The 18453-nt window shown below is 56.2% G+C and carries 15 protein-coding genes; 8 read left to right on the forward strand and 7 right to left on the reverse strand.

Annotated features, from left to right (window positions below; genetic code table 11):
• Positions 1 to 17: 17 nt before the first annotated feature.
• The gene (locus FIL88_RS03055; RefSeq protein WP_246066595.1) at positions 18 to 1040 is read right to left on the reverse strand and encodes an FAD:protein FMN transferase; all 1023 of its coding nucleotides are present in this window, start codon (positions 1038 to 1040) and stop codon (positions 18 to 20) included.
• A gap of 202 nt (positions 1041 to 1242) precedes the next feature.
• On the opposite strand from FIL88_RS03055, the gene FIL88_RS03060 reads away from it, so the two are divergent.
• The 7 genes from FIL88_RS03060 to FIL88_RS03090 all read left to right on the forward strand — a co-directional run bounded on the left by FIL88_RS03060 (position 1243) and on the right by FIL88_RS03090 (position 7916).
• Positions 1243 to 2586, forward strand: coding sequence for a Na(+)-translocating NADH-quinone reductase subunit A (locus FIL88_RS03060; protein ID WP_142852331.1), 1344 nt, complete (start codon positions 1243 to 1245; stop codon positions 2584 to 2586).
• A 4-nt stretch (positions 2587 to 2590) separates the two neighbouring features.
• Positions 2591 to 3790, forward strand: a complete 1200-nt coding sequence (locus FIL88_RS03065) for an NADH:ubiquinone reductase (Na(+)-transporting) subunit B (protein WP_142852332.1) — start codon at positions 2591 to 2593, stop codon at positions 3788 to 3790.
• Positions 3783 to 4595 (forward strand): Na(+)-translocating NADH-quinone reductase subunit C, encoded by an 813-nt coding sequence (locus FIL88_RS03070; protein WP_142852333.1) that lies wholly within the window; start codon positions 3783 to 3785, stop codon positions 4593 to 4595. The genes FIL88_RS03065 and FIL88_RS03070 overlap by 8 nt, the downstream gene beginning before the upstream one ends.
• Positions 4595 to 5248 (forward strand): NADH:ubiquinone reductase (Na(+)-transporting) subunit D, encoded by a 654-nt coding sequence (locus tag FIL88_RS03075; RefSeq protein WP_142852334.1) that lies wholly within the window; start codon positions 4595 to 4597, stop codon positions 5246 to 5248. The genes FIL88_RS03070 and FIL88_RS03075 overlap by 1 nt, the downstream gene beginning before the upstream one ends.
• Positions 5248 to 5856: an NADH:ubiquinone reductase (Na(+)-transporting) subunit E gene (nqrE, locus tag FIL88_RS03080; protein ID WP_108856976.1), complete on the forward strand. Its 609-nt coding sequence runs from the start codon at positions 5248 to 5250 to the stop codon at positions 5854 to 5856. Before FIL88_RS03075 ends, nqrE begins: the two co-directional genes overlap by 1 nt.
• Before the next feature lie 11 nt (positions 5857 to 5867).
• Positions 5868 to 7091, forward strand: coding sequence for an NADH:ubiquinone reductase (Na(+)-transporting) subunit F (nqrF, locus tag FIL88_RS03085; protein ID WP_142852335.1), 1224 nt, complete (start codon positions 5868 to 5870; stop codon positions 7089 to 7091).
• Between the two features lie 168 nt (positions 7092 to 7259).
• Complete coding sequence (locus FIL88_RS03090; RefSeq protein WP_142852336.1) at positions 7260 to 7916, forward strand: Crp/Fnr family transcriptional regulator; 657 nt, start codon at positions 7260 to 7262, stop codon at positions 7914 to 7916.
• Between the two features lie 310 nt (positions 7917 to 8226).
• On the opposite strand, the gene FIL88_RS03095 is transcribed toward FIL88_RS03090, so the two are convergent.
• The 3 genes from FIL88_RS03095 to FIL88_RS03105 form a co-directional block, all read right to left on the reverse strand.
• Complete coding sequence (locus FIL88_RS03095; protein WP_221931121.1) at positions 8227 to 11100, reverse strand: ATP-binding protein; 2874 nt, start codon at positions 11098 to 11100, stop codon at positions 8227 to 8229.
• A gap of 20 nt (positions 11101 to 11120) precedes the next feature.
• Positions 11121 to 14039 carry an acetoacetate decarboxylase family protein gene (locus tag FIL88_RS03100; RefSeq protein ID WP_142852338.1) on the reverse strand — a complete coding sequence of 973 codons (2919 nt, stop codon included), beginning with the start codon at positions 14037 to 14039 and terminating at the stop codon, positions 11121 to 11123.
• A 493-nt stretch (positions 14040 to 14532) separates the two neighbouring features.
• A complete protein-coding gene (locus FIL88_RS03105; RefSeq protein ID WP_185960823.1) occupies positions 14533 to 15267 on the reverse strand; it encodes a helix-turn-helix transcriptional regulator in 735 nt (244 codons plus the stop codon).
• 84 nt (positions 15268 to 15351) lie between these two features.
• Here FIL88_RS03105 and FIL88_RS03110 point away from each other — a divergent pair, with 84 nt between their 5' ends.
• A complete protein-coding gene (locus FIL88_RS03110; RefSeq protein WP_142852339.1) occupies positions 15352 to 15708 on the forward strand; it encodes a VOC family protein in 357 nt (118 codons plus the stop codon).
• Positions 15709 to 15807: 99 nt separating this feature from the next.
• Here FIL88_RS03110 and FIL88_RS03115 read toward each other — a convergent pair whose 3' ends face one another.
• The 3 genes from FIL88_RS03115 to FIL88_RS03125 form a co-directional block, all read right to left on the reverse strand.
• The gene (locus FIL88_RS03115) at positions 15808 to 17043 is read right to left on the reverse strand and encodes an aspartate kinase (RefSeq protein ID WP_142852340.1); all 1236 of its coding nucleotides are present in this window, start codon (positions 17041 to 17043) and stop codon (positions 15808 to 15810) included.
• Between the two features lie 166 nt (positions 17044 to 17209).
• Complete coding sequence (locus FIL88_RS03120; protein WP_142852341.1) at positions 17210 to 17854, reverse strand: SDR family oxidoreductase; 645 nt, start codon at positions 17852 to 17854, stop codon at positions 17210 to 17212.
• A gap of 89 nt (positions 17855 to 17943) precedes the next feature.
• Positions 17944 to 18396, reverse strand: coding sequence for a GNAT family N-acetyltransferase (locus tag FIL88_RS03125; RefSeq protein ID WP_142852342.1), 453 nt, complete (start codon positions 18394 to 18396; stop codon positions 17944 to 17946).
• Between the last annotated feature and the right edge of the window lie 57 nt (positions 18397 to 18453).

An 18453-nucleotide genomic window follows, 5' to 3' on the forward strand; every position in this document is an offset into this window, starting at 1 on the left:
GAGAATGCTCCGATTCGTTAGGCGGTCAGGCGGGTGAAGGCGTCGCTTGCGGACGACTTGAACTGCAGTGTCGACGCTTCGGTATCACGCTCGACAAACAGCACAGCAACGTCATGGGCAGCCGCAATTTCCAGACCTCGTTCGCGGCCCAGAATCAGCATCGCGGTGGCCCATGCGTCAGCCATCATCGAATCCTCAGCCAGAACCGTGGCCGAGGCAGTGCGGTGCGTGATCGGCTGGCCGGTGGCCGGATCAATCACGTGCGAATAGCGCTGGCCGTCCTGTTCGAAATAGTTGCGGTAGTCGCCGGACGACGCCAGCCCCAGACCCGAGATGCCAACCACGTCAAAGACGCCGTTGTTCAGCGAAGCTGGGGTTTCGATGCCAATCTGCCAGGGTAGGCCATCGGGATTGCGGCCCGAAGCGTAAAGGTCGCCGCCGATCTCGACCATATAGTCGGTGATGCCCAGAGCTTCGAGCGCCTGACCCACGCGATCAGCGCCATAGCCTTTGCCGATGGCAGCCAGATAAACCTGTGCATCTGCTTGTTTTTTCTGAAGCGCGTCGGCGCCAACGCTGATCGTGTTGTGGTGACCGACCGATGCCAAAGCGTTGTCAATTTCGGCCTGTGCGGGCATCGGGCGCTTGCCCGGCGCTCCAAAGCCCCACAGCTCGATCAGTGGGCCCATTGTGGTGTCGAAGCGGCCTTCGCTTGCTGTATATACGGTGTCGGCTGCTTTCATCACATGCGCCAGTTCCGGCGAGACCTGAACCGGCGCCGTGTTGGCGGCTGCGTTGAAGCGCGAAATCTCGGAGTTGGGATCCCAGTTCGACATCTGCTGGTTTACTTCCGCCAGCGCGCCATTGATCGCAGATTTCACATCCGCTTCGTTCGTGCTTTTCGACGAGTCGATGGCCACAACGTTATATGTGGTCCCCATCGTCAGGCCCGACAGGTTGAAGACACGAGCAGCGGATCCTTTGCAAGCGGCCAAGGCCAGCGGCATGAACAGGATGGAACGGCGTGAGAATTTGATCATGTCGGGCACAGCGGAACCTCTTTCAGTCGCGATCGGATCGTATTTCGATAATCAGTCAGGCTTCTCTTAGAGAATTATGCTCTTTTCAACAAGAAAATGGCGTTCACAATTTCAAGAAATGCTATTCACAGTGAAAAAAGGGCCTTTCGACCACGGCTGAGTTCGGGCATATAGCGGCAAGTCAATCTAAGAGGTGAACACTGTGCAGCGTTTTCAGCTACGCAAAGGATTGAACATTCCGATTACTGGCGCCCCCAAACCGGGCGTGGAAGATGGCCCGTCGCCGCGCATGGTTGCGGTGCTGGGGGATGACTATGTCGGCTGGAAGCCGCGGATCTTGGTCGCAGAAGGCGATGTGGTTGGGGCAGGTGCTCCGATCCTGATCAGCAAAGATATGCCGGATGTGCATGTCGTGTCGCCCGTGGCAGGTACCGTCAAAGCGATCAACCGTGGCGCGCGCCGCAAACTGATCAGCGTCGAAATCGAAGTGTCCAATGATGCCGCCCAACCGGTGGATTTCTCAAATGCCGGTGACCTGTCAACGCCTGAGGGCCTGACCCAGCGCCTGTGCGCGGCCGGTTTGTGGACCGCGTTCCGTACACGTCCCTATTCTAAGGTGCCTGACCCGGCCAGCCGTCCGGCGGCGATCTTCGTGAACGCCATGGATACCGAGCCGCTGGCCGCCGATCCTGCCGTGATCATTGCTGAGGATGCGGACGCTTTCGCCAATGGTCTGGAAGCGGTTGCTGCGCTGAGCGACGGTAAGACCTATCTGTGTCAGGCTGATGGTGTGACCCTACCAGGGCAAGACATCGCCGGTGTTGAAGCCGCCGCATTTGCAGGTCCGCACCCGGCAGGTCTGCCCGGCACGCATATGCATTTCCTAGAGCCGCCCCGCGCGGACAAGACGGTTTGGACCATCAGCTATCAGGACGTGATCGTCATTGGTCGTCTGTTGGCAACCGGCACGTATGATGCGTCCTGCGTCATCTCGCTGGCTGGCCCGGCATGTGCCAACCCGCGTCTGGTTCGCACCATTGCGGGTGCGTCGATGGCGGATCTGGTGACAGGTGATATTCCCGCGGATCTGCAGGTGCGCATGATCTCGGGCTCGGTCCTCAGCGGTCGTGCGGGCGAGGGCGCGGATGGCTATCTTGGCCGCTACGCCCGTCAAATCACCTTGATCGAAGAAGATACGAAGCAGATCCCGATGGGTTGGATCCGCCCGATGTTCGCCAAATACGCGGTTCAGCCGGTTCTGGGATCAGCCTTTGCCAAGCGAGAATTCCCGCTGACCTCGAACTTGAACGGCGGTCGCCGCGCGATGGTGCCCACCGGCACATTTGAAGAGCTGATGCCGCAGGACTTTCTGCCCACGCAGCTTCTGCGCGCGCTTCTGGTGATGGACACGGATCAGGCACAGGCGCTGGGTGCGCTTGAACTGGACGAAGAAGACCTTGGTCTTGTCGGCTTTGCCTGTCCTGCGAAATATGAATACGGGATGGCGCTGCGCGACAACCTGACTAAGATCGAGAAAGAGGGGTAGACCTTTGGGCTTGCGTAATTTTTTCGATCGGATCGAACCGAACTTCGTAAAAGGCGGCAAATACGAGCGATATTTCCCCATCTACGAGATGGTGGAAAGCATTCTCTACACGCCGAAAACGGTCACAACCGTGGCGCCCCATGCGCGGTCATATGTCGATATGAAACGCATCATGACCTATGTGGTGCTGTCGACGATCCCTTGTATCCTGATGGCGCTGTATAACACCGGCTTTCAGACCAACATGGCGATTGCCGAGTTCGGTGCCGCGGGCTGGCGTGCCGCAATCATTGAGGCGCTGGGCATCGGGTTCAACCCGGCCAGCACCTTTGCCAACATGGCGCATGGGCTTCTATACTTCCTGCCGATCTATATCGTCACGCTAGTTGCAGGCGGTGTTTTCGAGGTCATTTTCGCTACGGTGCGCAAGCACGAAGTGAACGAAGGCTTCCTTGTTTCCTCAATGCTTTACGCTCTGATCGTGCCCGCAACCACGCCCCTATGGCAGGTCGCGCTTGGCATCATCTTCGGAGTGGTTATCGGTAAAGAGGTCTTCGGCGGCACCGGCAAGAACTTCCTGAACCCTGCACTGACGGGCCGTGCGTTCCTGTACTTTGCCTATCCCGCACAGCTGTCGGGCGACAGCGTCTGGGTGCCGGTCGATGGCTTCACCGGCGCAACCGCGCTGGCAGTATCCGCTTCGGACGGCGTTCAGGCACTGGCCGCGCGCGGTATCACCTGGTGGGACAGCTTCTATGGCTTCGTGCCCGGCTCGATGGGCGAGACCTCGACCCTTGCCTGTATCCTTGGTCTGATTTTCCTTCTGGTCACCAAGATTGCCAACTACCGCATGGTTGTCGGCTGTCTGGCTGGGATGATCGGCTTCTCACTGCTTCTGAACTGGATCGGCTCTGACACCAACCCGATGTTCGCGATGCCGTGGTACTGGCACCTTGTGCTGGGCGGTTATGCCTTCGGTCTGGTCTTCATGGTGACCGAGCCCGTTTCGGGCGCGCACACCAACACGGGCCGCTATATCTATGGCGCGCTGATCGGCTTCATGGTCGTGATGATCCGCGTCATCAACCCGGCTTTCCCGGAAGGCATGATGCTGGCGATCCTGTTCGGCAACGTCTTCGCTCCGCTGATCGACTATTTCGTCGTTCAGGCCAACATCAAACGCAGGGCAAAACGCCATGTCTGATAACGATCTGAACACCAAAAAAGGCCCCATCCGCCGCTTTCTTGATGCGCCCGCCGACTCGGTTGGCAAAACGGTCTTCGTGGCTGTGGCGCTCTGCCTTGTCGCCTCGATGATCGTGTCGGCCGCTGCCGTGGCGCTGCGCCCGCTGCAAGAGGTCAACGCGCTGAAAGACAAGCAGATCAACATTCTGCAAGTCGCAGGCATCTATGATCCGAACGCAGATGTGGTCGAAAGCTTCCAAGCTTTTGAGGCCCGCGTTCTTGAACTGGAAACCGGTACCTTCACAGACGCATTTGACGTGGCCAGCTTTGATGACCGCACCGCTGCAGACGATCCTGCAACTTCGGTTGCTCTGGATGACGACCCGGCAGGCATCGTGCGTCAGGGCAAGTTCGTCACCGTTTATCTACTGCGCGACGACGCGGGCGCGATCGACAAGGTGATCCTGCCGATCCACGGCTATGGCTTGTGGTCGACGCTCTATGGTTTCATTGCGCTGGAAGAGAACGGCAACGACATCTTCGCACTGCAATTCTATGAACACGCCGAGACCCCGGGTCTGGGTGCCGAAGTGGACAATCCACGTTGGAAGTCGCTTTGGAATGGCAAGAAACTGGCCGACGAAAGCGGGCAGCTTCAGATCAGCGTGACCAAAGCGGTTCCGGCAGCTGGTAAGGACTACCACATCGACGCGCTGGCAGGGGCGACCTTGACCACTGCTGGTGTTCACAACCTTCTGAACTTCTGGATGGGTGAGAGCGGCTATGCGCCCTTCCTGGCAAATCTGAAAGCGGGGGATATCTGATGGCCCATAAACGCAGAGAGATGCTGATCGACCCCTTGGTCGACAACAACCCGATCACCCTGCAGGTGCTAGGGATCTGTTCGGCACTGGCGGTGACCTCGTCGCTTCAGGTGGCCTTCGTTATGGCCATCGCGGTGACCTTGGTGACGGCGTTTTCATCCATGTTTATCTCGATGATCCGCAGCCAGATCCCCGGGTCGATCCGTATTATCGTACAGATGGTGATCATCGCTTCACTGGTGATCCTGGTGGATCAGGTGCTGAAGGCCTTCGCTTACGAGATCTCGAAAACCCTGTCGGTTTTCGTGGGCCTGATCATCACTAACTGTATCGTGATGGGCCGGGCCGAGGCTTTCGCCATGAAAAACGGCCCGATCGACAGCTTCATTGACGGCGTCGGCAACGGGCTGGGCTATGGCCTGATCCTGATGCTGGTCGGCGTGATCCGCGAGCTGTTTGGCTCGGGCAGCCTGTTTGGCGTGACCATTCTGGAAACTGTGAATAACGGTGGCTGGTATGTCCCTAACGGTCTGCTGCTTCTGCCCCCGTCTGCATTCTTCATTATTGGCCTGCTGATCTGGGCGTTCCGTACATGGAAACCCGGTCAGGTCGAAGAGCGTGAATACAAAATTCAAACGGTCGAGGCCCACTGATGGAAGCGCTTCTCTCCCTCGCCGTGAAGGCGATCTTCGTTGAAAACCTGGCTCTGTCCTTCTTTCTTGGCATGTGTACCTTCATCGCTGTCTCGAAGAAGATCTCGACCGCGATTGGTCTGGGCATTTCGGTCATGGTCGTGCAGTCGATTACGGTCCCGGCCAACAACCTGATCCTGACCTATCTGTTGGCACCCGGTGCGCTAAGTTGGGCAGGCTTTGCGGATGTCGACCTGACGTTTCTTGGTCTGATTTCCTATATCGGCGTGATCGCCGCTCTGGTGCAGATCCTCGAGATGGTTTTGGATAAATACTTCCCGCCGCTTTACAATGCGCTGGGTGTATTCCTGCCGCTGATCACGGTGAACTGCGCCATCTTGGGTGGCTCGTTGTTCATGGTGGAACGCAGCTATGACTTCGCGGAATCGGTGACCTACGGCATCTCGTCGGGCTTCGGCTGGGCGCTGGCCATCACTGCGATGGCAGGGGTGCGCGAAAAGCTGAAATACTCGGACATTCCTGATGGCCTGCAAGGGCTGGGGATCACCTTTATCACGGCTGGACTGATGGCGATGGCCTTTATGTCCTTCTCTGGCGTGAAACTGTAAGGAAGAAAGATATGGCAACCTTTAGCCTTGGCATCATCCTTTTCACTCTGATCGTTCTGGCGCTGGTCACGATCATTCTGGCCGCGCGCTCGAAGCTGGTGTCGACGGGCAATGTGAACATCACCATCAATGGCGAGAAGACCGTGTCGGTCCCCGCCGGTGGCAAGCTTTTGCAGACGTTGGCCGAGCAACAGCTATTCGTGCCGTCTGCCTGTGGCGGCGGCGGGACCTGTGCGCAGTGCCGTGTGAAAATCCATTCGGGCGGCGGATCGATCCTGCCGACCGAGGAAAGCCACATCACCAAGCGTGAAGCCGCCTGTGGCGACCGCCTGTCATGTCAGGTGGCTGTGAAGCAAGACATGAACATCGAAGTCCCGGAAGAAGTCTTCGGCGTGAAAAAGTGGGAATGCACCGTGCGTTCCAATGACAACGTCGCAACCTTCATCAAGAACTTGGTTCTTGAGCTGCCGGAAGGCGAGGACGTGAACTTCCGCGCGGGTGGTTACATCCAGATCGAGGCTCCGGCCCACAAGTTGAACTATAAAGAGTTCGACATTGGCGAAGAGTATCACGAGGATTGGGACAAGTTTAATCTGTGGCAGTACGAAAGCACCGTAGGCGAACCGATTGAACGTGCCTATTCCATGGCAAACTACCCGGACGAAAAGGGCCTGATCATGCTGAACGTGCGTGTGGCCTCGCCGCCGCCGGGATCGCAGGGCATTCCACCCGGTCAGATGTCGTCCTATATCTTCAACCTGAAGCCGGGCGACAAAGTCACGATCTCGGGTCCGTTCGGCGAGTTCTTCGCCCGCGAGACCGAGAAGGAAATGGTCTTCATCGGCGGTGGTGCGGGTATGGCGCCCATGCGTTCACACATCTTCGACCAGCTGAAGCGTCTGAAGAACAAAGATCGCAAGATCACCTTCTGGTATGGTGCACGCTCGAAGAAAGAGATGTTCTTTGTCGAGGATTTCGACAGTCTGGCCGCGGAATTCCCGAACTTCACATGGCATGTGGCCCTGTCGGATGCGCTGCCCGAGGATGATTGGGGCGGTTATACTGGATTCATCCACAATGTCCTGTATGACGAATATCTGAAAGATCATCCGAATCCAGAGGACTGCGAGTATTACATGTGTGGCCCTCCCATCATGAACCAGTCGGTGATCAACATGCTGCTGGATCTTGGCGTCGACCGCGAAGACATCATGCTGGATGATTTTGGCGGGTAAGCGCAAAAACATTCGCATATATGAGACTGAAAAGATGCCCCGAGTAAGCCTTGCTCGGGGCATCTTTTATAGGCGATGGTGGCTTTGAATGCGGATCGGTCTCGAAGTCGATCAGTTGACCGTGGAATGTCGATCTTCTAGTTTGATAGATCGCAAGCTGAGGATGCAATGGTTCTAAGCTCTTTAAGTGCCGGTGCGCTGGAACGACTGCGGCAGCGTGGTCATACCCGCATCTTTAAAAAGAAAGATGTGGTGTTTCGTTTTGGCGATCCCGGTCTAACACTTTTGATTGTGACGTCCGGAAGGGCCGAAGTCAGTGTGACCTCTGTTCTGGGGCAGAAATCCATTTTGGGCGTGGCCACGGAAGGGGACGTGCTGGGTGACATTGCTTGTCTGGATGGTGGCCCGCGCAGCGCTGATGTGATCGCTTTGGATCGCATGGAGGTGGTCGAGGTGCAGCGCGGTGAGGTGTTGCTGATGCTGCGCGAAGACCCAGACAGCGCCATACTCGTGATCGAAGCGCTATGCCAGAAAGCCCGTAATGCGTCTGAAATGTTTGAGGTGCAGACGTTGCATAGTGGGCAGGCGCGCTTGGCTGCCTGCCTTTTACGTCTTCTGACAACATCCACGCAAACGGATGAGGGTGTGCCGGCGATCAAGGTGAGCCAAAGCTGGCTGGGGGCCTATGCCAGCCTCACGCGTGAGAACGTAAACAGGCAGCTGAAGACTTGGGCTCGCGAAGGTGTCGCCCGCTTCGAGAAGGGGTTTGTCGTGATCGATGATCTTGAGCGCTTGGAAGAGATTTCGCTGGGCGATGATCAATAAAGTGACCTAAAGGGCACATCAATAGATTGAAAATGCAGAAATTTCGCTAGATTTTATCCAATATGTGACGCGCGTCACAGCTAGCCAGATGGCGGCATGCTATCCAAATGGAGAAGACGCTGAAAGCTTTTGGGGAAAGTTATTTTAGCACGCTTAGATAGATGGAGCTCGCTTTGGGTGGCGCTGGAAACGGCGTTTTGGAGTGAGAATTTTACCCGGACTCCGGGACGCCTAAGTGTCTTCCCCCGTCAGATGACGGACGGGGTTTGGCTATGCCATTTTTGGCTGCCGTGAGTGGTGAGGCGCTACGTCAACTCTGGGTTTTCAAATCCGGAGGCGCCGACTCACCGCTTTGAAGTCGCGTTAGCTCTGTCCGTATATCACGGATGGAGTGGTCCCATTCGTGTTCACCGCAGGTTTCAGACAAATGTTCGGCTCGTTCAATCAATGCCTGCGCGGTCTCAAGATCTCCGTTCGCCAGATGTGCCTTTGCCAATGTCGCTGTATAGAAAGGTGCGTTGAGATCGGCCCCAATATTACTGGCTTTCTGTGTCAAAATCTCAAGTGCCGCAGGTGCCTCGGATGTATCGCCCTGATAGATTAGTAGAATCGTTAACCAGACGCGCCCCATTAGCGACCAATATTGTGCTTTTTGGGCGTCTGCGATTTCGATCCCAGCCTCAACTTCCTGCACTGCAAGCTCCAAATGACCGCCTGCGAGCAGGGCCTGCCCCCCAAAAATGTGAATCCATGGGATCTGTGCGATTGCGCCGATCTCATCCAGATGTTCTTGTGCTTGCGCCATGGCCTCCAGCGCCCCATCAAGATTTCCCATCCGGCTGGCCACGTGCGCATCTGCGGAAAGCACGGAGGCCAAGGGGTCCGCGCCGAGCTCTAAGAATAGGCGACCGTGATCTTTCGTCCGATAAAATGCCTTCAGTTGTGCGCTGGCCTTAGCTGCCTTATCGAACTCACCAGCATAAAGCGCATACGCGGTTTCGTTCACAAGCCAAATGACCTTCAACTCATCATCGCCGTTCTGGGCCAGCTGGCGCATCATGTCGACATATTCTGCACTTTCGTGCACACGACCATTGATGATGCGATGCGCAAACAATCCGTACAGCGCCGTCATGCGCTGGCGGTCGGTTCCTTCGGCAAAGGCGATGGCGTCTTCCAGCAACTGATAGCGCTCTAGCACAATCGGGTGCGAGAAACCCATGCGTTGCACAGTGGCGCTGGCCAGAAGCGACAGAACGGGCAAATATTCGGGGCGTGTAACCTTCTCGGGCGCGGCCTGATCTTCCATATCGGCGCGGGCTTGGTCCAGATAGGTCATAGACTGATCAAAGTTCACCGCCATCAGCATGTGAATGCCTGCGGCCATACAAGTGGCCGGCATTTGATCATGGTCACGCGCTGCAATCCGGTGGTCGGCCAATAGATGCGGGAAAGCCGCGCAGTAGGCTGGATCGTGAGTTTGCATGGCGTCGGCAAATGCCTTGTGCAGCTTACGACGCCTTTTGCCTGGTATCATCTCGTACGCCGCATCGCGAAGCAGGACGTGATCGAAGAACAGTCCACCATCCGCGTAAGGGTTAAAGATCCCGCGAATGGTCAGAACCCGCAGCTCATCTTCAAGGTTTGGGCGATCCGGTAGCAAATGCGCCACGCGTTCCGGGAGGAACACACGCCCAAGGACCGAGGCGCATTGGATCACATCGCGCAAGGGGCCAAAGCTGTTCAGAATGGCTTGGAACGTTGCCTCGATTGTTTGCGGCAGCTGCTGTGCCCCATCATCCTTCCAGAATTGGCGGGCGTGGGTCGCGAGTGCGGACAGGAACAGAGGGTTGCCTTCAGCGGCTTCAATAATGCTTTTGCGCTTCGTGTCATCCAACTCTGGATAAGAAGCCAGCGCGTTTTGTGCAGCAGCATCGCTTAGCGGCGACAGGTGCACGGCTTCGATTTGGTTGCTCGTCAAAAGCGCGTCGATTTTCTCAGATGGGCGGCTGGTTACGACGACGCGAGTTGCACTACCTTCCTCGCCCAGCAATGCACGAAGCACGGCAATCGTATCATCATCGAACCAGTGTAGATCGTCGAAGGTCAGTGCGGCATTGCGTGATTGCGCCAACGCTCCAAGCGTGCGGGAGGTTAGGTCAATCCGTAGGGATTGAAGCTGTTCAGGTGTTAACAAAACGGGAGACGCGGATTGCAGACCCAAGGTTCCTGCCATGACCGATGCGTCTTGATCCGTCACTGTAAGACCAATCGCCCGAAGTTGCGCCGCCAAGTCTGCTTGCGTTGACGTCTCGGTTAGACCCAGAGTGCGCTGAATGCTCTCGATCACTGGGAACAGCGCAGTTTGTTGCAGGTTCGCCCGCGCATCTATTCGGATGACGCCCCCGTCTTGGCGATTGCGGCTAAAGGCATTCAGCAACACCGTTTTTCCGATCCCTGCGGGCCCAATTAGCGCGTGCGCTCGCTGTGCGCCCTCCTGAAGCAGCGCAAGTTCCTTGTCGCGCTCAAGAAGCGCATCTGCGTCAGTATGGTCCTCCCGAAAGTGGAAGCCCGTCACTTCGATCAACTCGACAGGTTGGTCGATGCCTTTCAGCTTCTTGATGTCATGCGATGCTTCTTCAAGTTTCGCCAACCGCGACAGAAACGACCTGGTCTGACCCGAGATCATGACACCGCCAGGTTTTGCCTGCTCCTGCAAGCGCGCGGCGCGGTTTACATACAGGCCAGTCAGTTGCGGGAACAGAGCGCCCTGTTGACCCACACGGCACATAATCTGCCCCGTGTCGATCCCAACACGCACCTGCAACCCGCTCACCCGTTCAGGCATGGCTTTGGCAATTGACAAACCTGAGGCAATTGCAGACAGCGCTGAATCTTCACCATCGTGATCCAGCCCGAAACAGGATAACACCCCGTCGCCATAGCGTTGCAGGACGTGACCACGGTAAGTCTCGACCGTTTCGTTTACTTGCTGGTGAAAGGCAGCAATGCTGTCGTCATAGGCTTCAAGTTCGTTTGAATTGGCGAATGCCGTCGACCCGACAAGGTCAATGAATTGTATGGTCAGGATGCGCAGCTCGGGGTTGTCATCCGCGGTCACGACCTCGGTCCCGCAAAAGCTGCAAAACCGGGCGTTTTCATGCAGCGGTTCACCGCATGACATACAATTCATTGCCTGCATTCTTACCTCATCGACTTTTGACGCACCCACTCCCTTGCCATAGCAGCATGACGCACTCGTTTCGAGTCCAATGGGTTGGTCATCGCCCAAGAGCACCAAATCCGGAATGCACCGGGAAGGCGGTCGCCAGTCTGCAACTGAAGCGGTGCTGCGTCAAACGTTGTTGTTGGAAAACCCTGCGGATCCGGGTCTTTTACGTGGATTTGGGCAGATACGGGCGCGACATAGGCGCGGTCCAGCTGCAGATCAAAGGCATTATAGAGCATTCGCCCAGAGATGTTGCGCGTGACGAAAGTCATGTTCAGAAGGTTTGAAATAGCTCCCTGCGCCGGATGGCCAGGCAGGGGATCTGGATCCATATGCTGTTGGAAACAGGCGTCAATCTTCATGCCTCGCGGCCCCGAAGCCTTGAAACGCGTGTTCTCAAGCTTGATGTCGGACCAGACTTTGGGCATCGCATAGAACACCTTGCCCGCCATGATCGCAGAGTTGCTGTTGACGTAAAGCCTGCGCGGATAAAGCAGCGGTGCCTGCCGGGCTTCGGCTGTGCGGGTATAGGGGATCGCGAAAGTGGCTTCTCCATAAGGTGACATTGCCAGGAAGTCTGGAATGAATGATCCCCGGACGTCGTGATAACTGCAAAAGGACATCCCAACCGGATGAGATCCGGGGCGGGTCAAAGGGCTGGGGGCCAGCTCGATCCCCGGCGGCAGCATGGCCTGCACTTCGGCGCGGGGCATTTCGTAGAAAACAAAGACGCCGGACATCTCTCCGCGTGCGAAAAATGGGGTCAGCGGCCATTTCGCACCCGAGATCGAGTTCGTTTCGAACATCGCTTTTTCAGTGGCCGTTTCCTCGCGTGCGATGTCATTGGCGCCGACATTCAAAAGTGTTTCACCAGTGACGGCCGAGGCGCAGGCGATCCCCGACATGGTTGCACCCTCCACGCAGCCAGCGTTTAGTCCGCAGCGTGTCCAATCGCCCGCCAGGTACAAGTTCGCAAAGCCGCTTTGCGAGGGGGCAAGCCGGTGGTACACGCTGTTCGTGACCGACAGGACATAGCGCTCGGATCCGAACATGTTCACGCGGGAATAGATCCCCGACTCCTCTCCTTCATGCAGCAGGCCGCGATCAAACTTTCCGTCCTTTTCTGCACCGGGCCATAACTTGACCAGATCCTTGTCCATCCACTTGTGGAAACTGTCGCGGAATTCGTGCAGGTCTTCCCCATCCGGTGCGGGCGAGCAGAAATAGGCGATCGAGCTTGGCTTGTCGCTGCCCCATTTTTCGTGCGGGATCAGGTGAGTCATATCGGCCCATGTATCCAACGGCTCGGCAAAGCCGGTGATGACCGTTCGCATCGGGGAAGCGGGCAGAGATTTTTGCGAGTTGTGCGCTTTCACGCGTTTCTCCCAGCCCATCTGTTTTGGCGTCTTGTTCAGCCACAGCTGCAGCGCGTGGGTTGGAACAGTTTTCACGCGATCCAACATGTTGCGCCAACGCTCGGATGCGATTGACAGCTCTTGCGACATATATGGCAGTGATCCGATGGATGCGCCAAGGATCACAAGGTCGAAATCCTCGCCGTGGTTGAGCGTATATTCTTCGCCCTTTGGTGGCGTGCGCTCGCTTTCGAAGTTGACGCCGCTGTCTTTCAGATGCGCGCCGTCGACCAGCTGATCCCAAAGCGGCTCTGACGGCCAGCTGGGCAAACCGTCCACATCGACCAAGGGGTCATAGCTGCCGGATTTCACCTTGGCCTGACGGACCATGCTGATGCGATCGATATGCGTGCGGTCGTGATCCAAATGCAGATTGCGCGCGGCGTTAAAGAATTCGAATTTCACGCCTAGTTCTTTCAAAACAAGGTAATAAGGTCCAAAGATCGTATCCCCCATCCCGGCCTGCATCTTGTGAAAAATCGCTTTGGAATAGGTGAAAATCAGGCGTGTCATCGCGCGTAGTGCAGTGCCCGCGCCGACGTCACCTTGCCGTTCTGTATTCCCCATGGGGAAGCCGAAGACAAAGTCATAGCAGCCACGGATTGCCACCCATTTCAACGCCTGATCGCCTGCACCATTCATACGCAGCCAGTCGGTGAACTCCCACTGGTCCAACACGTCATAGCCATTGGTGAACGTGTCCGAACTGACCATGCCATGCATATAAGCCAGCCCGATGTCCAATAGGAACAGTCCCCGCCGCACGCTATCGCGCGCTAGATTTTCTGGTGTTTGCTGGCTGTGGATTTCCGCCTGAGCTTCCTCGATCACCTCAATCAGAATGTTTGTGTTGCCTGGCCCCACTGGCAATCCGGCGCCGGGCAGTGCTTTTAGTTGCGACAGGATGTTTTCGTGCAGATCAAGAAGCCCATCCGGCACCTCAATCCCTAAAGGGCCATCCGCGCCCCCCTCAAGCTCGCCCCGGCGCAGGAATTCCACAATGATTTGCAGGATTCGCATCATCATCTCGAAAGGCGAGGGGACCTTGGTTTCGCTTCCGGGCACCTCATCATTCTCAGGCAGGTCGACCACCCACGGGCGCCAAGGGTTTTCATCCGGATCGTCTGTGGGCACGTTTTCCGCAAGAAACAGATGCGATAGGGGCTTGAAAGCTTTGTCCATTGTCCCCAACGGATCGCTTTTCTTCCGCAACCCAAGCTCGACCATCTGCTCATAGCAACGACGCATGTTGCGAAAGGCGTTTTGGTAAAATCCGGCCCAAATATGCAGGCCATGCTCTTCAATACGTTGTCCGAACTCGGCGTTACGTCCGCTGGCCCCCTTTCCGCCCGTCCGCCAGCCGAGCTGATAAACGGTTATGTCGTATTTTTTGTCCCAATCTTTAGTTTGCGTAATTGCGTAGACGGCTGTCATCGCCCCCACACCGCCGCCAATCACGGCGATTTTCTTCTTTTCCATCCCAGGTCCTCAAAATTATGTTTCTCAATCTGATAGCTAGAAATTGCTGATCATCGTTAACCATAGCCTAGCATTGCCGATGAGCGGTGATCCGCCAACATGGATCATTCCAAAATGAGCCTTATCGACGAAGTTTTTGCAGTTTGATCGCTAAAAGGAAGTGACATTATCTGGATTTCTATTGGGACAGGGCTGTCGCCTGATAGTTTTCGTCCCTGGGGACTTGTTCTGCGTGAGAATTTGGGTTGTGCAAATGTAGCCCTTGGGGGCGCATTGCGGCCACAGTTGCGATTCATTCAAGCCCCTTGCAGAGCGTTGAGTTGCTTTTGGCCCCCCCGTGTCGGTGCGGATTGCGGATTTTCGCTGCAGCGTAAGGATAGTCTGCGCCGGGCTGTCGCGATATCAAGTCCATGCAGCTATTGAATGTGTTGGTAGCGGCATGGCAAAGGCCCAACGCTTCGAACGTTCTCCATGTGATTGCGTTCCTATTCGCTTATCGGAATAGATCACTACTCATCACTGAGGGCTGGAAGGAAGTAATAGGCATCAACTTAAATGGCGTGCCGTCGCGTTGTGCGGACAGAATGCGGTCACAGCGAAAGGTCCTGGGACCATCGGTTAACGCGTCAAAGGCGACCACGTACCAGACAGGATACTTGAGCAAAAGATAATGTGGCGCGATCTGTCGGGTGGATTGCCGCCCGTCCTCACGTTGGTATCGGATCGTCAAATTCTCCTGATCGACAAATGCTTGATGGAGCGTCTGGCTGATCCGCTTGGGTGGTGCAGTAACGCCTGACTGCACATAGATGGATGCGGTGACACCAATCAGGATACGGGACTTTAGGCGGTTGATCTTATCCCGTTTTGCGGGCGCGAACGAGGCTTCAAGTTGTCGTTTCACTGATCCCAAATTGGCCAGGAATATTGGCGAGTTCATACGCTCAGCCACGGCAATGCTGATCAGCAAATCAACCGCTTCGGCATAGGACAGGTTCATGCGACCAACGCCCCAGCGCTGATCAAGCCGCACACCGCCGCCACGCCCGCGATCCGCGTCGATCTGCATGCCTTGCTCGCGCATCAGCGCCAGATCCCGGGTGATCGTTCGCACGCTGACCCCGTGCTGTCGCGCCAGATCAGCCACTGTACAATGCACATCCTGCTTCAGCTGTGCCGCCAGAAGATCAATCCGCTTTAGTCGTTCCTGTGCATTTGTCCGTGCCATCGAACAAATAGGACATAAAATGGCGTATTAATCAATAAGAGGGTGAGGAACCAAAACCTGAATCTAAAATATGGAGATCACCCAATGAAAATGAACTACTTCGTCGTCGGAACGAACGATATGGATGCGGCAAAGAGCTTCTACAATGCGTTGTTTGACAGATCCGGGCTTCAGTGCCTGTCTCCCTCGGATCGGATGACCTATTGGGTCGGCGAGGAATTCGCCTTTGCCGCAGCAATTCCCTTTAACAAGAAGAGCGCCACAATCGGAAACGGCATGATGGTTGGGTTTAACGTCGGGAACGCAGATGAGGTCATTCGGATGCATGCGTTGGCAATCGACCTTGGGGGCACGTGCGAAGGCAAGCCGGGGCAACGTGGGCCGCGGTTCTCGGCTTATGTACGGGATCTGGACGGGAACAAGCTGTGCTTCTCGGACTAAGCGGGTAGGGGATTGGCATTCAGCATGCCGTGCCCGAAATAGAAACGGCCCCGCATCCTTGCGAGGCCGTTCAAATTTCCAATCGTAAGCCTGTTTCGCTTACGCTTTTTCCAGCTCGAACGCATCGTGCAGCGCCTGCACGGCAAGTTCCATATACTTACGATCGATCAGGACCGAGATTTTGATTTCCGAGGTGGTGATAACTTTGATGTTCACGCCTTCATTGGAAAGCACCTCGAACATCTTGGCCGCGATACCAGCCTGCGACCGCATTCCGATGCCCACGATCGAGACCTTGGCCACATCCTGATCTGCCACGATGTCGTGGAAGTTGATGTCGCCAGCGTCCTTTGCATCCGTCATGGCTTTCTGCGCGCGTGCGACCTGATCCACAGGGCACGAGAAGGTCATATCCGTGCGACCCTCTTCCGAGATGTTCTGTACGATCATATCCACGTTTACGCCTGCTTCCGCCAACGGGCTGAAGATGGCGGACGCGATGCCGGGGCGGTCGGCCACCGAGATCAGGGTCATTTTCGCTTCGTCGCGGCTGTATGCGACGCCAGAAACTACATTGCTTTCCACGATATCCTCCTCGTCGCAGACCAAGGTGCCTGCTTCCGGGTCATATTCTTCGAAACTGCTCAGAACCCGCAGTTTCACCTTATAGCGCATTGCCAGCTCGACCGAGCGGGTTTGCAGAACCTTCGCACCAAGCGATGCCAGCTCCAGCATTTCCTCGAACGCGATCTTGTCCAGCTTGCGTGCTTTGTCCGAGATGCGCGGGTCGGTCGTATAGACGCCGTCAACGTCGGTATAAATATCGCAGCGTTCCGCATCGAAGGCAGCGGCAAAGGCCACGGCGGTGGTGTCCGACCCGCCACGTCCCAGCGTGGTGATCCGGCCATCATCTGCAATGCCCTGAAAGCCCGCCACGACCGCAACACGCATGCCTTCGCCGAACTTGGCTTTGATGTTGTCTGATGGGATCTCTTCAATCCGGGCGGCCGAGTGTACGCCCGTGGTTTTCACCGGAACCTGCCAGCCCTGCCAACTGCGTGCAGGAATATCCATTTCCTGCAAACGCAGCGCCATCAGCCCTGCGGTCACCTGCTCGCCCGAGCTGACAACGGCGTCATATTCACGCGCGTCATAAAGATGCGAGGTCTCGTTCACCCAGCCCACCAGCTCGTTGGTCTTGCCCGCCATGGCCGAGACGATGACGATCACGTCATAGCCATTTGCCACCTCACGCGCGACCCGCTTGGATGCTCGTGCAATACGATCCAGATTGGCGACCGACGTGCCACCGAATTTCATCACCAGAATTGGCATGGAACCCCATCCCTTTCTATAAGTCCGGCTTCTCTTACGCAGGAAGGACCGAAAGGGCAAGGGCGGAAGGGGTCTGCGATAGTTTCCTATCACCCAACCCGCATTTTCTTGTCACAAATATCCCGGGGTGAGCCCGATACGGGCGAGGGGCAGCGCCCCTCAACGTTCAATAGGGCATGGCTTTCCCGTCCCAAGCCTCGAAGCACCCAGTATTGCTCAAAGATAAATCTGTGAAACGGTCCATCAGACCCGAAACCGAAGTTCCTACGTCTATCTCGGCGTTATCGCCCCCCATATCCGTCTGAACCCATCCCGGATGATAGATCCCCACAGAAATCCCATCGCGGGATAGATCCGTTGCCAAGTTGCGCCCAAGATTTAGAACTGCGGCTTTCGAGGCACGATAGATATAGCTACCACCCGGGGCGCGTGTGTGGCTGGCCATTTGGGACGAGATAATGGCAATCTTTCCGCGTGCTTCCTGAATGTTTGGCAGCAGCGCCTGCACCGTCAGAAAGACACCGGTAACATTGGTTGCCCATCCCTCTTGCCACATCTGGGCGGGATAGCCATCGGGCATGGTTTCATACTTGTCTGGATAGATGCCCGCATTGCAAATCAGCAGCTCTATCGGCGCGTCGCCTATGGTTTTCTTAAGTGTGAGTAGGGCATCCGGATCGGTTACATCCAGTGCGACCAAACCGTTTTCCCCACTGCGTGAAGTGCCGATCACCTCGTGACCCTGCGCTTGATACCGTTGGGAAAGCTCTTGCCCAATCCCTCGGCTTGCACCCGTAATGACGATCCGCATGTGAACTCCTGTGTACGGCTATGCTTTGCAACGTAACGACAGACAGGAGGTGATCAATGTATTTGCGGCCAGGGTGCTAAATTGTCCCCTCAGCCCTTCTTCGCATACTTGATAAACGGCGTCTTCGTGGCGACCTGATCATACAGCATCCGGCCTTTGTAGTTGAATTCCTGCGTCATCCAATAGGTGCCCGAACAGCCGTTCTCCTTGGCGATCTGATGGACGGCGTCGATCAGGCGGCGTCCGACGCCACCGCCGCGCAAGTTGGGATCAACATACAGGTCCATCAGATAGCAGGTGTTCTCAACACTCCACATGCTGCGGTGAAAAAGATAGTGGGTCAGACCAACCAACAGGCCATCTTGTTCGGCCACCAACCCCTGAAATTCACCCGCCTCGCCCGAGAGCATGCGCGCAAACGAGCTGTCATAGACAGCGTCGTCTAGTTTGGTCTCATAAAAATCCAAATAGGCTGTCCACAACACACGCCACGCGGGCTTGTCATCGGCGCAGATGGGGCGAATGATTAAGGTCTCGGGCATGGCTGTATCCTTGGTTCCAGTGACGCCAGCCTAGCCATAGATCGCCAAATCTCAAGC

The sequence above is a fragment of the Aliiroseovarius halocynthiae genome, assembly GCF_007004645.1.
Classification (GTDB): Bacteria; Pseudomonadota; Alphaproteobacteria; order Rhodobacterales; family Rhodobacteraceae; genus Aliiroseovarius; species Aliiroseovarius halocynthiae.

Excerpts from the sequence above, each read along its gene's own strand:
- FIL88_RS03055 (WP_246066595.1), bottom strand. The coding sequence starts at position 1,040 with ATGATCAAATTCTCACGCCGTTCCATCCTGTTCATGCCGCTGGCCTTG.
- FIL88_RS03070 (WP_142852333.1), top strand. The coding sequence starts at position 3,783 with ATGTCTGATAACGATCTGAACACCAAAAAAGGCCCCATCCGCCGCTTT.
- FIL88_RS03075 (WP_142852334.1), top strand. The coding sequence starts at position 4,595 with ATGGCCCATAAACGCAGAGAGATGCTGATCGACCCCTTGGTCGACAAC.
- nqrE (WP_108856976.1), top strand. The coding sequence starts at position 5,248 with ATGGAAGCGCTTCTCTCCCTCGCCGTGAAGGCGATCTTCGTTGAAAAC.
- nqrF (WP_142852335.1), top strand. The coding sequence starts at position 5,868 with ATGGCAACCTTTAGCCTTGGCATCATCCTTTTCACTCTGATCGTTCTG.
- FIL88_RS03090 (WP_142852336.1), top strand. The coding sequence starts at position 7,260 with ATGGTTCTAAGCTCTTTAAGTGCCGGTGCGCTGGAACGACTGCGGCAG.
- FIL88_RS03095 (WP_221931121.1), bottom strand. The coding sequence starts at position 11,100 with ATGTCATGCGGTGAACCGCTGCATGAAAACGCCCGGTTTTGCAGCTTT.
- FIL88_RS03100 (WP_142852338.1), bottom strand. The coding sequence starts at position 14,039 with ATGGAAAAGAAGAAAATCGCCGTGATTGGCGGCGGTGTGGGGGCGATG.
- FIL88_RS03105 (WP_185960823.1), bottom strand. The coding sequence starts at position 15,267 with ATGGCACGGACAAATGCACAGGAACGACTAAAGCGGATTGATCTTCTG.
- FIL88_RS03110 (WP_142852339.1), top strand. The coding sequence starts at position 15,352 with ATGAAAATGAACTACTTCGTCGTCGGAACGAACGATATGGATGCGGCA.
- FIL88_RS03115 (WP_142852340.1), bottom strand. The coding sequence starts at position 17,043 with ATGCCAATTCTGGTGATGAAATTCGGTGGCACGTCGGTCGCCAATCTG.
- FIL88_RS03120 (WP_142852341.1), bottom strand. The coding sequence starts at position 17,854 with ATGCGGATCGTCATTACGGGTGCAAGCCGAGGGATTGGGCAAGAGCTT.
- FIL88_RS03125 (WP_142852342.1), bottom strand. The coding sequence starts at position 18,396 with ATGCCCGAGACCTTAATCATTCGCCCCATCTGCGCCGATGACAAGCCC.